Origin of the sequence: Flagellimonas alginilytica (genome assembly GCF_042134605.1) — a bacterium.
In the GTDB taxonomy this organism is placed as follows: Bacteria; Bacteroidota; Bacteroidia; order Flavobacteriales; family Flavobacteriaceae; genus Flagellimonas; species Flagellimonas alginolytica.
Map to the genome: position 1 here is coordinate 105661 of NZ_CP169638.1, position 14408 is coordinate 120068.

The 14408-nt window shown below is 40.2% G+C and carries 16 protein-coding genes; 7 read left to right on the forward strand and 9 right to left on the reverse strand.

Translation table 11 applies throughout. The features are described 5' to 3' along the window. The first annotated feature begins 71 nt into the window (after positions 1-71). The 4 genes from ABTP35_RS00455 to ABTP35_RS00470 all read left to right on the forward strand — a co-directional run bounded on the left by ABTP35_RS00455 (position 72) and on the right by ABTP35_RS00470 (position 5493). Positions 72-3281: a hypothetical protein gene (locus tag ABTP35_RS00455; RefSeq protein ID WP_293294872.1), complete on the forward strand. Its 3210-nt coding sequence runs from the start codon at positions 72-74 to the stop codon at positions 3279-3281. Positions 3282-3399: 118 nt separating this feature from the next. After that, positions 3400-4092: a DUF2490 domain-containing protein gene (locus tag ABTP35_RS00460; protein ID WP_293294870.1), complete on the forward strand. Its 693-nt coding sequence runs from the start codon at positions 3400-3402 to the stop codon at positions 4090-4092. Positions 4093-4169: 77 nt separating this feature from the next. Then, positions 4170-4757, forward strand: coding sequence for a superoxide dismutase family protein (locus tag ABTP35_RS00465; RefSeq protein WP_293294868.1), 588 nt, complete (start codon positions 4170-4172; stop codon positions 4755-4757). A gap of 103 nt (positions 4758-4860) precedes the next feature. Continuing rightward, the gene (locus ABTP35_RS00470; protein WP_224836598.1) at positions 4861-5493 is read left to right on the forward strand and encodes a hypothetical protein; all 633 of its coding nucleotides are present in this window, start codon (positions 4861-4863) and stop codon (positions 5491-5493) included. A gap of 128 nt (positions 5494-5621) precedes the next feature. On the opposite strand, the gene ABTP35_RS00475 is transcribed toward ABTP35_RS00470, so the two are convergent. Together ABTP35_RS00475 and ABTP35_RS00480 are read right to left on the reverse strand one after the other, a co-directional pair. Further along, positions 5622-6269 (reverse strand): OmpW family outer membrane protein, encoded by a 648-nt coding sequence (locus tag ABTP35_RS00475; RefSeq protein ID WP_293294864.1) that lies wholly within the window; start codon positions 6267-6269, stop codon positions 5622-5624. 134 nt (positions 6270-6403) lie between these two features. After that, complete coding sequence (locus ABTP35_RS00480) at positions 6404-7384, reverse strand: CorA family divalent cation transporter (protein ID WP_293294862.1); 981 nt, start codon at positions 7382-7384, stop codon at positions 6404-6406. Positions 7385-7454: 70 nt separating this feature from the next. On the opposite strand from ABTP35_RS00480, the gene ABTP35_RS00485 reads away from it, so the two are divergent. Next, complete coding sequence (locus tag ABTP35_RS00485) at positions 7455-8027, forward strand: mechanosensitive ion channel family protein (RefSeq protein ID WP_293294860.1); 573 nt, start codon at positions 7455-7457, stop codon at positions 8025-8027. A gap of 101 nt (positions 8028-8128) precedes the next feature. After that, complete coding sequence (locus tag ABTP35_RS00490; RefSeq protein ID WP_252080013.1) at positions 8129-9319, forward strand: LETM1-related biofilm-associated protein; 1191 nt, start codon at positions 8129-8131, stop codon at positions 9317-9319. A 90-nt stretch (positions 9320-9409) separates the two neighbouring features. Here the strand turns inward: ABTP35_RS00490 and ABTP35_RS00495 are convergent, their stop codons facing one another. The 7 genes from ABTP35_RS00495 to ABTP35_RS00525 all read right to left on the reverse strand — a co-directional run bounded on the left by ABTP35_RS00495 (position 9410) and on the right by ABTP35_RS00525 (position 13616). Further along, a complete protein-coding gene (locus ABTP35_RS00495; RefSeq protein ID WP_224836588.1) occupies positions 9410-10165 on the reverse strand; it encodes a LytTR family DNA-binding domain-containing protein in 756 nt (251 codons plus the stop codon). A 57-nt stretch (positions 10166-10222) separates the two neighbouring features. After that, a complete protein-coding gene (locus ABTP35_RS00500) occupies positions 10223-10546 on the reverse strand; it encodes a 2TM domain-containing protein (RefSeq protein ID WP_293299175.1) in 324 nt (107 codons plus the stop codon). A gap of 5 nt (positions 10547-10551) precedes the next feature. Next, on the reverse strand, positions 10552-10869 hold the full coding sequence (locus ABTP35_RS00505) for a 2TM domain-containing protein (protein WP_224836586.1): 318 nt from the start codon (positions 10867-10869) through the stop codon (positions 10552-10554). Further along, on the reverse strand, positions 10860-11162 hold the full coding sequence (locus ABTP35_RS00510) for a 2TM domain-containing protein (RefSeq protein WP_224836585.1): 303 nt from the start codon (positions 11160-11162) through the stop codon (positions 10860-10862). The genes ABTP35_RS00505 and ABTP35_RS00510 overlap by 10 nt, the downstream gene beginning before the upstream one ends. 44 nt (positions 11163-11206) lie before the next feature. Then, positions 11207-11485: a 2TM domain-containing protein gene (locus tag ABTP35_RS00515; protein WP_224836584.1), complete on the reverse strand. Its 279-nt coding sequence runs from the start codon at positions 11483-11485 to the stop codon at positions 11207-11209. A 172-nt stretch (positions 11486-11657) separates the two neighbouring features. Next, on the reverse strand, positions 11658-12986 hold the full coding sequence (locus tag ABTP35_RS00520) for a 2TM domain-containing protein (protein ID WP_293294856.1): 1329 nt from the start codon (positions 12984-12986) through the stop codon (positions 11658-11660). A gap of 6 nt (positions 12987-12992) precedes the next feature. Continuing rightward, positions 12993-13616, reverse strand: coding sequence for a hypothetical protein (locus ABTP35_RS00525; protein WP_293294854.1), 624 nt, complete (start codon positions 13614-13616; stop codon positions 12993-12995). Positions 13617-13798: 182 nt separating this feature from the next. Here ABTP35_RS00525 and ABTP35_RS00530 point away from each other — a divergent pair, with 182 nt between their 5' ends. Next, positions 13799-14404, forward strand: a complete 606-nt coding sequence (locus ABTP35_RS00530) for an FMN-binding negative transcriptional regulator (RefSeq protein WP_293294852.1) — start codon at positions 13799-13801, stop codon at positions 14402-14404. The last annotated feature ends 4 nt before the right edge of the window (positions 14405-14408 follow it).

Consider the following 14408-nt stretch of genomic DNA (forward strand, 5'->3'; position numbering starts at 1 on the left):
AAAATAACCTTCCAAGTTTAGGAGCGGTTGCAATATGGTCTTAACTAAACTCAAAACATCAGACAACACCAATGAAAAAGTTTATTGCATTTTTTGCATTTCTACTTACCGTAGGTCTTACGGCACAAGAATTTAACATGGACCTAGTTCAGGACATGAAACCAAGAAATATTGGTCCAGCAGGAATGAGCGGACGTGTAACAGCGATTGATGTGGTCCACGACAATCCAGAAGTGATGTACGTAGGAACCGCCTCCGGGGGATTGTGGAAATCCACTTCTGGGGGAATCAAATGGGAACCCATTTTTGATGACCAGGTAACCGCCTCCATAGGCGCAGTTGCCATACAACAATCCAATCCATCCGTAATCTGGGTGGGTACCGGAGAAGGTAACCCACGTAACAGCTTAAATGGCGGATATGGCATTTATAAATCCCTTGATGGTGGAAAATCGTGGAAATCGATGGGATTGGAAAAAACAAGACATATACATCGAGTAATTATAGATCCCACCGATCCCAATGTCGTTTATGTGGGCGCCATTGGCTCACCTTGGGGCGAACATCCGGAACGCGGCGTTTTTAAAACAACGGATGGCGGAAAAACTTGGAACAAGATTTTGTTCGTTAACAACAAGACCGGGGTAGCAGATATGGTAATGGACCCCACCAATCCAAATAAGATTATAGCAGCCATGTGGGAGCACAAAAGAGAACCTTGGTTCTTTAACTCCGGAGGCGAAGGAAGTGGGCTCCATATTACACACGATGGTGGTGAAACTTGGAAAAAAATAACTTCGGAAGATGGATTGCCCAAAGGAAATTTGGGAAGAATAGGTGTAGCCATCGCCAGAAACAAGCCCAATATTGTCTATGCTTTGGTAGAGGCCAAAAAAAATGCATTGTACAAATCTACGGATGGAGGTTTTACATGGGCCAAGATCAACGATAAGAGCGATATCGGTAACCGTCCTTTCTATTATTCAGAAATTTATGTAGACCCTCAAAACGAAAACAGGGTATATTCGGTTTTTACTTATGTGAACGTTTCGGAAGATGGAGGCAAAAATTTTAAACAGTTAATGCCCGCCTATGGCGCAAACAATGGAATACACCCCGATCACCATGCCTGGTGGATCCACCCAGAAAATGGCCAATTCATGTTGGATGGCAACGATGGCGGATTGAATATCACAAAAAATGGAGGCGAATCTTGGCGATTTATTGGTAATTTACCCGTTGCACAATTCTATCATATTAGCACGGACAACGAATACCCCTACAATGTATACGGAGGAATGCAGGACAACGGTTCTTGGAGAGGACCTGCCTATGTTTGGAAATCCCAGGGCATAAGAAACAGCTACTGGCAAGAAATTGCTTTTGGCGATGGATTTGATGTAGTTCCGGACAAGGACAACAGCCAGTTCGGTTATGCCATGAGCCAACAAGGCAATGTAAGGCGTTACGACTGGAAAACGGGCAACAGCTACATTGTTCGCCCTACCCCACCGGATGCCGATACCATGCTCCGATTTAATTGGAACGCAGCCATTGGTCAAGACCCTTTTGATAACGGTACCGTTTACTTTGGAAGTCAGTTTGTTCACAAATCCACGGATAAGGGGTTGACCTGGGAAGTAATTTCGCCCGATCTGACCACTAATGACAAAGAAAAACAAAAACAAAGTGAAAGTGGTGGGCTGACCATGGATGCTACTGGTGCGGAAAATCATTGTACCATTCTTGTGATAGAACCATCTCCTGTGGAACATAACATGTTATGGGTGGGTACGGACGATGGACGTGTACATTACACACTAAACGGAGGCGAAACTTGGACAGAGGTAACCAAAAATATCAAGGGGCTGCCCACAGGAAGTTGGATTCCGCAGATAAAGGCATCGCACAACAATAAAGGAGAGGCACTATTAGTGGCCAACGATTATAGAAGATTCAACTATACGCCTTATGCCTATAGAACCACGGATTATGGTAAAACGTGGACGCGCATAGTCGACGAAAAAGATGTGGAAAGCTATGCTTTGTCCATAATCGAAGACCCAAAAAATCCAAACCTGATGTTTCTTGGAACAGATGATGGGCTTTACATCTCATTGAATGCCGGAAACAGCTGGAAAAAATGGAACAAAGGTTTCCCAACCGTTTCCACCAAAGATTTGGCCATACACCCAAGAGAACAAGATTTGGTCATCGGAACCTTTGGTAGGGCCGCATGGGTCTTGGACGATATTCGGCCTTTAAGGGAAATTGCAGGAAATACCACAATTCTTCAAAAAGAAATAGAACTGTTCGAAAGCCCCGATGCCTATTTGGCCGCTTACCAACAGCCAACAGGGAGCCGTTTTGGAGCCGATGCCCTCTATAATGCAGAAAACCGAAGGTCGGGCGCCATGATCACCTATTATTTGAAAGAGGGAAGTAAAATGGCCAAACAGAAGGATAAAAAAGACGAGGACACCGATGAGGAAGATAAAAAAGAGGAGGGCAAAGGTCAAAAGACCAAAGACTCCATTTTCTTCGAATTTTATGACGGAGACCGACTTATCCGTACCCTTAAATACAAAACACCGGAAAAAGCTGGTTTCCACAGGGTTTACTGGAATTTGGACGAAAAGGGACCGGACAGACCCTCTAGAACCATCAGAAAAAATACCCGAGAGCGTGGAGGGGTCGATGTAAAGCCCGGCACATACAAAGTAAAAGTTATCTATGGCGATGCCACCGATTCGACCTCGATAACCGTTAAGACCGATCCTAGATTGGACGTTAATATGGCTTCCGTAAACGAAGTTTATGAAACAGGAAAAAAACTTGAAGGTTTTTCCCAAACCGCAGCGGACGCAGTAAAACAGTTGGTAGAAAGCAAAGATTTGGCCAATTCGTTCAAAAAAGAGCTAAAGGAATTAGACAAGGATAAGTTCAAAGAACAGATCAAAGCTTCCGAAGAAATAGTTAAGCAAATAGATTCCATCGTCGCCCTGTATTTAGGAAAGGACGACAAACGCCAAGGTATTGTTCGGAATCCCGAGCCAACCGTAATGTCGAGAATTGGAAATGCCTCCTATTATGTGGGCACAAGAAAAACCGGAATTACTTCGACCGAAAAAAGGTTGATAGAGTTCGCAGAACAAGAACTAAAAACAGCATTGGACAAGACCAATACGTTCTTTAATGACCCATGGAAATCTTATAGATCATCCATTGAATCATTGGACCTTTCCCCTTTTAAAGAAACCAAAAACTTTAACCTTAATTAAAAATTGATCTTTTCAAAATACCGTTGTCAGGCTTAGACAAAATCTGGGTTCGCTATTGAACTCATTTAAAAAGGATTCGACAATGGTATTTTGAATAAAGTAACTAAACAAAGAATAAATGATCAGAAAATTAGCAGCCCTATTTTTTATACTTATATCGGGATATGTAAACGCGCAACAACCTGGCGAGGACGAAACCGGTTCTTGGTTCATGTACTTTGGCACCAATAAAGTCTCCGAACGCTTAAGCATCCATTCCGAAGCACAGTTCAGATTTTATGAAACCACCAGTAACTTTAATCAAATGTTGCTTAGAACAGGACTTAATTATCACATTGACCCCAATGCCATTGCAACCGCAGGTTATGCTTTTATTGATACGGACAACTCCTTTTTCGAATTTGAAGGGGAGATCAACTCCAAGGAACATCGAACCTTTGAGCAATTTATTCTTAAAAACAAAGTTTGGGAGTTCTTGTTCGAACACCGGTACCGATTAGAGCAGCGCTTTTTGGATTTTGGCGACTATACCGAAACCCAACATCGGGCGCGATATCGCATTCAGATGACATTGCCACTGACCAATACCTTCTTTCTGAATTTTTATGATGAACTATTTATCAATCTGAAGGACGATCTCTTTGGGCAAAATCGATTATATGGAGCGCTAGGGGTAAATGTTACGGAAAACAGTAGCATCCAAATAGGGTATTTAAGAAACCAGTTCCAAAATGCCGTTTATGATCGCTTACAGTTTGCCGTTTTTTACAACCCAGATCTTAGAGGTCTGTTCAAAAAAAAGAAGCCATAAAAATTCGATTGCTAAATGTTTGACAACAGTACTTTTAATGCCTAAATTAAAGGCTAACCTAAAAAACGATTGTTTTAATGAAAAAAGTACAAATAACTGTCTTAACATTAGTATTTATAGCTGCTTTTAGCTGTAAACAAGCAAAAAAAGAGGCCACAGAAACATCAGTGGAGGTAGAAGAGACCATTGATCAGGTAGTTGAAACCCTAGATCCCGAAGTAATCACCTTTACCATGGAACCCAAGAGTGATAGCAATGTAAATGGCGAAGTTGTTTTTACAGAAAACAGTAATGAGGTAATTATGAGGGCCACCTTTACTGGATTAAATGAAGGTGAACATGCCATACACTTGCACGAAAAGGCAGATTGCTCCTCGCCTGACGGCAAATCCACCGGAGGACACTGGAACCCAACTTTTCAACCACATGGAGAATGGGGTTCCGACGAGGGGTACCACAAAGGAGATATCGGTAATTTTACAGCCAACGCTGACGGTACAGCCACAATGGAGTTTTCTACAAATGAATGGTGTATTGGCTGTGATGACGATACTAAAAATATTTTGGGAAAGGCTGTTATAGTGCACCAAGGTGCTGATGACCTTACCTCTCAACCATCAGGTGCCGCAGGTGCCAGAATTGCTTGTACAGGCATCATCCAGTAAGTTCTATAAAATGTCAAAAAACAAAAAGCTGTCCAATGGGCAGCTTTTTTATTGACAGCCCTTTTAATAATCCATAACTTAGTAGAAAATTAAAACTTCCAAAATGAAAAAAATACAGATTGCAGCATTGAGCATTCTTTTTATTACCGCATTTAGCTGTAAGCAAAACAAAAAAGAGGAAAAAACCGAAGAGCAAACTGAAGAAATGGCATCGGCCTACAGTATTGTGCAGGATTCAACCAGTGTAAATTTCACCGCTTACAAAACTACCGACAAAGTTCCTGTTGGAGGAACATTCAAAGAGGTAGAATTAAAGTATTCAGCTGGCGAAACACCAATGGAAACCTTGAACGGACTTGAGTTTTCCATCCCGGTAAGCAGTCTTTTTACCAATGACCCAACGGAAGTTCGAGACCCAAAAATCATAGAATTCTTTTTTGAAAAAATGGCAGAGACCCAAACTATTACCGGAACCTTTATGTTTTCCGAAGATAAAAGTTGCTCGGTTAAACTTAGCATGAACGGAGTTACTACCGATTTGCCCATGGAATACGAAATTATGGACGATAACCAGGTGAATTTTTCCGGAGTAATGGACCTAAAGCAATGGGATGCCCTTAATGCCCTGGCCTCTTTGCACGAAGCATGCGAAATTTTGCACACTGGCCCGGATGGTGTAAGTAAAACTTGGGAGGAGGTTGCCATCAATGCATCGGTATTGTTGGAGCAAAAATAGAAGTCTTCCGAGGCTAAAAAATAATAAAAGAGCTGCATGTTGCAGCTCTTTTTTCTCCCAAAAAGAAAGCAGCCTGGACTGTCCAAACTGCCTTCAAAACTTAGATTACCTAAAAAAACAATCGAATATTAAAGTTTTATACCTACGCCCACTCCAAAAATCCATGGGTTTATATCCACATCGGCCTCTACCGTGGCACCCAAAGCAGTGGTCGCATTTACGGTTGCCGTAGTGTTCAAGAACAGTTTTTTAACATCGAAGTTCAAGAACCATTTATCGTTGAGCATAAAATCGAAACCTCCTTGTAGGGCAAAGCCAACTGCTGTATCGTAATCCACATCATCTGCAACGGGTCCTTCATCAACACCATAGAACAAGGTCAAATTTGGACCAGCACCCAAATACGGAACAAAATTGCCTCCTGTAAAATGGTACTGCGCGGTCAATGTTGGTGGCAACAACCAAACATGCCCCAGATCAATATCTCCTGCGGCGGTCCCAATGGCTTCCACATCGTGCTTGGCCGTTGCCAAAATCAATTCCAAGGACCAATTATCATCAAAAAAGTAACTTATGTCAAATTCTGGTACAACAGCGGTCGAAATATCCACATCTCCGCCTATGGCCTCTATATCCGCGCTCTCATCGGGAGTTACCACAATACCTCTTAATCTAAACTGCCATTTACTGCTATCATCCACAGGGGCGTCCTGTGCAATTGCCAAATTGCCCAATCCCATTAAAGCGATCACAGCTGCTAGTATTCTTTTTTTCATCGTGTGTTATTTAAATTGATGAAGCAAAACTAGTTTGACACTCCTTGCGGAAATATGATGTTTATCATTGAATAAAAAATCCATATACCCTATCAAAAAAGAAAAATATGTAACAGAACATCGGTTTTAGAGGGCTAAAACCATTTTTTTCGTTTAAAAATTATGATGGTGACCAATACAACGATCAGCATAACCCCCAACAAAATATAGTACCCATTGGCAAGCCGAAGTTCTGGCATGTTATCAAAATTCATCCCATAAATGCCCGCCAAAAATGTGAGTGGAATAAAAACCACAGAGAAAATGGTCAAGGTTTTCATTACTTCGTTCAAACGGTGGCCCTGCATACTAAAAAAAAGATTTATCTGGCTCTCCAGTTCCATTATATCCGAATCGATGTCCATGATCAGCCCACTGATCTGTTCTCGAAGTTCACTAAAATATTTGGTCTGAAATCCTTTTACTTCTACCCTCTCCAGTTTAATAATTATGTCCCTAAGGCCGTGAGACGCTTTTTTAAAATCTTGAATAATAGCTTTTTTTTGTTCTACCTCAAACATAAATTCCGGTGTTGGTTCCTGTTTTACGATGGCTTCCAACGCATTTTCCATCAGTACGGTCTCTTCATACTTTTCCTTATAGTTCGCTATCAAGGTTTCCAGGATAAAAAACAAAAGATAATCTGCTCGTTTTTTACGGATAATGCCCTTGTTTTCGAATATACGTTGCCTGATCCAATCAAAATGATCTCCCCATTTTTCCTGTATGCACCACACAAAATCCTTGGATACCACAAAGTACATTTGTTCGGATTCCATACTATCGTGTTCGGTTTTTAGGATTCTGGCCGCAATGAACAATTGGTCTTCCAGCTCAATGACCTTGTTCCCCATTTTCTGGTTCAACAGAAGGCGCAACAAAAAATCATCGAGATTGTTCCCGTTTACCATCTGGCGGAATTCATCCATATACTGTAAACCGTAAGTATTTATCCAAGTTATAGACTTATCTCCCTTGGATAGCACTGAATCATCGGTGATCGTAAATTTTCTGTTGTAGTAATTGTCCGGTGAGTAATTTATTACCCATGAATTTTCTTCAAAATCTGTTTTCATGGCATATAAAATGAAAAGGTTTATTCGTAGTTTAGATCCTTAAGTTAATTCAAATTTGCAAAGTACCACCATGATTGATACAATGACTTTTAAAACCGAGTTTCTATACACCATAATTCTGCTCGTTATTGTGTTCTCGCTCCATTATTTGAACAAAAATGCCATTAGGCGGTTTGGACGTTCGAGTTCGATAGACATGAACAGTAGGAAAGTAATTTTTTACCTTAACAATATTCTCTTTTTTATATTAGCCTTTCTCGGACTATCGTTTATCTGGGGGGTCAATCTGGAAGACATCTCATTGTTTCTGTCGTCCGTGTTGGCAATTTTAGGTGTGGGATTTGTGGCCCAATGGTCCATACTCTCCAATTTAACGGCCAGCGTGATCCTGTTTTTTAGCCATCCTCTGCGTTTGGGCGATAGAATCCGTGTAATGGACAAGGACTTTGATTGGACCGGAAAGGTAGAGGACATTAGTGGGTTTTATCTTTTTATGCGGACCGATGATGGTAAACGAATAACCATACCCACTAATTTGGTGATACAAAAAGGGATAGAAATTCTTAAAGATGAGATTGTTCCCCCTCGGAATGAAGATGGAACAATAACTGAAAACGACTCCACCAAATCCTTGGAACCATAACAATACACCGCTTTACTTTTCTCACTAAGGCGTATATTCTGCGAACGCACCGCGATCGGATTAACAAATATTTGTTTTACTTTGTCGAATAATACGAAAAGATGAACCCTTCTGCATCCGGATGGATCAATAAGTTCGGCCACCTTGTTAATCAAGAGTCTTCTCTCTTTGAAGACTTTGACAGTATGTACCAAGAACTAAAGACAAATGGGTTCGTTTATGGCGTTCACTTGGACATACCCTCCTTTATTGAAGTTGAACACACGTTAACAGAAGACGAAATTGCCAAGATCAATCTCCTTTCGGCGCTATATTTTACCTATACTTTTGAGGTGGGAAAGAACGATTTTGAAGCCTTCGTGGAAAAAGTATTCGAGTATTATCAATCCCTTAATGTTAGCCGCGTATCTTACCTCAACAAAATATTTAGTGGTTCCAAAACAGAATCCCAACTGGAAAAATTGATCGATTCCAGAATTTATTTGAGCGATAATACCTTTAGCCGGGCATTTGGCAATAGCCTGACCAATTCTTTGCTCTATGTGGATATACTAATTTTTATGGTATACCTACGCGGGAACAATAATGTTATGGAGCATGCCCAACTTTTGGAGTACGTTACCATCAACATTGTGTACCATGCACTAAACGCCAAAGAGACCCACGAGTCCGATGCAAAACTGATACAATTATTAGGTTCTTCCTTAACCTATGTTGATCTGGACGAGGCAAAATATGATGGTGATTACACCGATTTACTGTCCCGAAATTTTACTGAGAACGAGAGAGATTATTTCTTGGATATGGCTTGCTTGACCATCTGGGAAGACAAGACTTTGGACTATACTGAAACCGACTATATTTTTGGGTTGGGGAAGGACTTGAAAAAGACTAAAAAAGAGATAGAATCCGAGCTGAAATTTGTGAAGAATTTCTTTGAGGAAAACAAGGAAAAAATAGCCTACTTGAACAACAAAAATTTAGCTGTTCAATTCTATGATGGGATGTCCAAAAATGTCACCAAACTAATCCTGAGAAATAGCAAAAGATTAAAAAAAGAACTTACCGAAAGTCGGGAATTGGTCTCCCTTTTATCCAAGTCGACCATTAAAGATCTAAGCCCGGAAGAAAAGAAAAAAGTGCAGAACCAATTGTTGGATATTTTTAAGAGCATACCCTCATTGGCCATTTTTATGTTGCCCGGTGGGGCGGTACTTTTACCAATTTTCATTAAATTGATTCCCAAACTGCTGCCTTCGGCCTTCGACGATAATCGGATTGAGGAAAAATAGGCCGCATGGGTCGAAAAAGGCACTATAAGAAAAATTTATAGTTTACTTTTATTTATATTAAACATATGAAATCCAGATTATTAAGACCTCCTACTCCAACCATAGCTTGAAGTCTCTTACTCTTTCCCTACTTACAATGATCTCGTGCTCATTAAAATGGTTGAGCTTAATTTGAAGCCTTGAATTGGTGTATGAAATAATGTCTGCTATGTGGTTGATGTTCACGTAAAACTTTCGGCTCACCCTAAAAAAAGTATGTGGTTCCAACTCCTCCTCCAATTGCTCCAGGGTAGTATCCAGCAAATAATTTCTACCGTCCGAAGTCGCCGCATAGGTACCTTTGTTCTCACTATAAAAACATTCTACTTCGTCCGCATTTATAATTTTTAAGTGCTGTCCCACCTTGGCCGTAAAACGTTTTTTGTACTCACGTTCCAAAGGGTTTATCAAGAGCTTTTTTATGTCGTTAAAATCGACCGGGATTTTTCGGTTTTCCGGCTTAAAATCCCTGTACTTTTTAACCGCACTTTCCAACTCTTCCTCATCAATAGGTTTTAGTAAATAATCAATGCTGTTCAGCTTAAAAGCCTGTAGTGCATATTCATCATAAGCAGTGGTGAAAATTATGGCACTTTTTACCTCGACCACATCAAAAATTTCAAAGGAAAGTCCATCTGATAATTGGATATCCAAAAAGATCAGATCGGGATGCGGATTATCTTGAAACCAAACAATGGAATCTTCCACCGAATGCAACATGGTGGAAACATCAATTTCCAATTCTGAAAGCAATCTGGATAATCGTCTTGCCGCTGGTTTTTCGTCTTCAATTATTAGGACATTCATGTAATTTTGGTTGTATTTGGTTATGCTGGTCTTCTTTTATTTAAGAATTTTGATCTATCAATAATCATTGGTTTCATCCTCTTCCATATATTTTTGGATCTGGCGTTCTTCCCATTTTTTAAAGAAAGTGATTTTATGCCTAAAAATAATCAAAGTATGTACAAGCAATATAACTCCCCAAATCAAAATATTGGCATTTACCCATTCGTAATAATATGATTCTTTTGGAAATGCCACTGGTAAAAGTGAATTGAGCACCCCTGTTCTTAACAATACCAGAATACCATTTACGATCACAAAGATCATAATATGCCTGTAATATCCTTTCAGTTCTTTAACCCGTTTTTTGGCCGCCTCCAAAGAAATGTTTTTGTTATCCATCACGCTTACTTATATTTTTTCATTTCCTCTTTGTCCTCGTCCATGTACTTTTGTATTTGGCGCTGTTCCCAATCCCTGCCCAAAAATGGGTTTACACCAAATGTCTTGGATGCGTGGAACATTAACCCTATGCCCCAGGCCACTAAAGTGATGAAATGTTCCCACTGCCAAAAATTGTCTGTTCTCACGTAAATATTGATCAAAATAAAAGTATTGATCACTATATATATTGCAGAATGGATATAGAAGCCTTTGATCTCCTCTACCCGTTTTTTTGCTCTATTATATTTTTCTTTATTAAAGTTTTCCACGATTATTTCCATTTATTGTTCTTTTCATCCTCCCGCATAAATTCCTCTATCTTACGCTTTTCCCATTGCTTGCCAAAAAATGGGTTTAGATCAAAGGTCTTCAAGGCATGGAAAAGCAATCCGATTCCCCATCCAAATGCTGCCCATAGAAACCACATATACCCAAATCCGTTGGAAAAGTAATTGATCAAGGCCAATCCGGAAATTACCAGCACATAGGAAGTAAGGTTACCGTAGAACTTTTTAAGCTCGTCCACTCGTTCCCGTGCCCTAATGTATTTGTTTTCGTTATCCATATTTTCCATAGTTTTATAGTTTGATGTGGTGTTATAGTTAAAATTACGCATTCTTAAAATTCTTTGTTGTTCATAAACTCCTGAATCTTACGCTCTTCCCATTCCTTTCCCAAGATAGGGTTTCGTCCGTAAGCTGTAAGCCCCTGGAACAACAGTCCCAAGCCCCATCCTGCTGCGGGGAACAATGCCCACGGAATATCGGTGGTCCTATAGTTAATGTACACCAATAAAGGTATAATTACACAATAAGAGATCAGGCTATAAAAGAATCCTTTGAGGTTCTCCACTCTTTCCTTTGCCCTGGAGTATCGGTCTTCTGTAAAATTTTTCATGACTGTTGTTTTTTGATTACAGTTCAAACTTCGCAATAACCCATATCAAAAAGAAAAGTGAATTCCCGAATTGTAATTTTATTGGGATGAATTGTGGTTCTGGCGCACAACTACTGTTTGGAATGAAGCTACGATGTATTAGAGCAACAGTATTGCATTGATTCTCAATTGATCAAAAATCCTCTTTCTCCATAAGCTCCTTGATCTTGCGCTCTTCCCAACGTTTGCCCCATAAGGGGTTATAGCCATAGGCTTCCATACCATGCACCAGTACACCAAAGCCCCAACCAATACTAGGGAAAATGGCCCACAGAAAGTCCGTTGTACGGAAATTGAGCCACCATAAAAAAGGAATTACGATACAATAGGCCAATACATTGCCATAAAAGTCCTTTATGGCCCTTACCCGTTCTTTTGCCTTTGTATAGCGTTTTTCTTCAATATAATGCTCCTGTGTTTCCATTATTGTGTATTTCTGAGTAAGCATTGGCAGGAACACACTAAACTCGTTCTCGGTCTTTTTAATGACCATCTCGCGATCGGTTAGTATGCGATAGCGCTGTTTTATATTTTGAAGTCCTACCCCACTACTTTTCTTTACTACCTGTTTTTCTTGAAGATTGTTGCTTACCACCAACATACCCTGCTGTTCAAAAACCTTGATATGCAAGGGTCGGGAAGACGTCACCACATTATGTTTTACGGCATTTTCCAATAAAAGTTGTAACGAAAGGGGAACTATTTTGGCTTCGGGTCGGGAACAACTATCTGGAATGTCGAATACAATACTGTCCTCAAAACGCATTTTTAGCAAGCGTACATAGGTCCGGGCGAACTTTAATTCCTCGTCCACAGTAACCAAATCCTTATTCTTCTGTTCCAATACGTAACGGTACACTTTGGACAACGAAGTGGTAAAGTTCTGCGCCTGGTGCGGGTCTTCTTCGATTAAACTTGTGAGTACATTCAAACTATTGAACAAAAAGTGGGGATCCAATTGGTTTTTAAGGGCATCGAAACGGGCAGAAGCCGAACCTGCTATAATTTTTTGCTCCTTTACCTGTCTTTCCTTGTAGTATTTGTAGTAATATGCCGCATAGAACAAGAGCGCAACGATCATGGAAATCACAAAGGAACTAATGTAAAAGGAGGATTGTTCCTCCTCCAAAAACTGTCCAATGGTTTTTTGATAAAACCCGACCATTAAAACAAGACGGGCGAGAACAATACCAATGATGGAGGCAACAATGTTGCCCAATATTCCATAACCAATATATTTCTTGGTAAAAAGTTCCTTATTGTATTTGCGCATTAAAATTATAAAGGAGGCCGCATTAAGCATGTAAATGATCACGGAGAAAATCATGCTCTCCCAAAACTCCACCCAGATTTCTTGATAAGTGAGCTGCCATCCTTTGACATAGAAAAAAATGAGGAGAACTATAAAAATAGCTACCCCCACTAATATTGCTTTAAAAAATTCCTTGATAAAAAGTTTCATGGTATTTTATTTGCCACAATTTGCCAAAACTTCTTCTGCTCTCTCTTTCCCCCAGGTTGGATAAAATGGCGTTTCGGATTTAAAGGTAGCAAAAAGTTCCAAGGCCCTTTCCACATCTTTGCAATAAGGCGTAATGTCCTTTCCAAAATAGCGCGCGGAACCCATATCCCATTCTGCTTTGGAAAGTATGACCCTAGGATTTTGAGGATCGATTTCCATAGCTTGCTGGTACAGCTGCACATTTTTAGGGGAGAGCGTCATTCCATAGGTTGCTCCATCAAAAGCGATCCAAGCGGTATTGATTAGTGCTTCTTGAATCAAAAGTTCGGGATTATTGGGCGATATGGCCTTGGCCACATCCAAAAACTCTTTTGCTTTTTCCAATTGTTTGCTGAGTTTGTCCTCGTCCTTTTCTCCGAAAGAAATTACCGTGTTTATCTGCGAAACGTAATAATAAGGCAACCATTTATCCGGTTCGGCAGTGGCAATACGTTCGAACATGTTGGATGAATCGACCACTTTTTGATTTTGCCACAACTCAAAAGCTTTTTCCATTCCTTTGGAATAGCGATCTTGAGCATTCACCATTACTGTTCCCAGTAATACGATTGATAAAATTAGTTTTTTCATGACTGTCGTTTTTTAAAGATTGTACGGTAGTTTCAAATAAATTATTGATGGGACAAAATTGGGCCAGAAAGAAGGTTTGTGAAAAAATGGATTACCGAACTGTAAACATTCGGGGATGAATTGTTATCCAAGCAGACTTTAATTTATAATTTAGCACCTAGTTCCAACAAACAAAGCATTCCATGTACATTCCTTCCCATTATCAAAATCAAAACATTGATGAGATCAAAGATTTTTTAAGGGCAAACAGTTTTGGCATTTTAATCAATATTGTGGACCATAAGCCATGGGGCACCCACATTCCCTTGGAATTGGAAACCGATGTGGACGGGAGCGATATTTTGGTTGGCCATATTGCCAAGGCCAATCCACAATGGAAAAATTTTACTGCCAATACGGAAGTACTGTGCATTTTTAATGGGCCACATGCCTACGTTTCCTCATCATGGTACAAGGAAGAGGAAGTCCCAACCTGGAATTATATTGCGGTACATGTGTATGGCAATTTGCAGATCTTGACCGAAGAAGCAACCATGGAATCCATGCACAGACTGGTGGACAAGTACGAGAAGAATTCCAAAAACCCCGTATCCTTAAAAGAAATGTCGCCCAAAACATTGCGACAAGTCAAAGGTGTGGTGGGGTTTAAAATTAGAATATCCGATTTTCAAGCCACCTACAAACTGTCCCAAACGCGAATGGAAGACCATCACAAGATAGTTTCGGAGTTAGAAGAACGTTCCGACCCGGGCAGCAAAGGGATTGCCGGCCATATGAAAGGTGGATAATGGC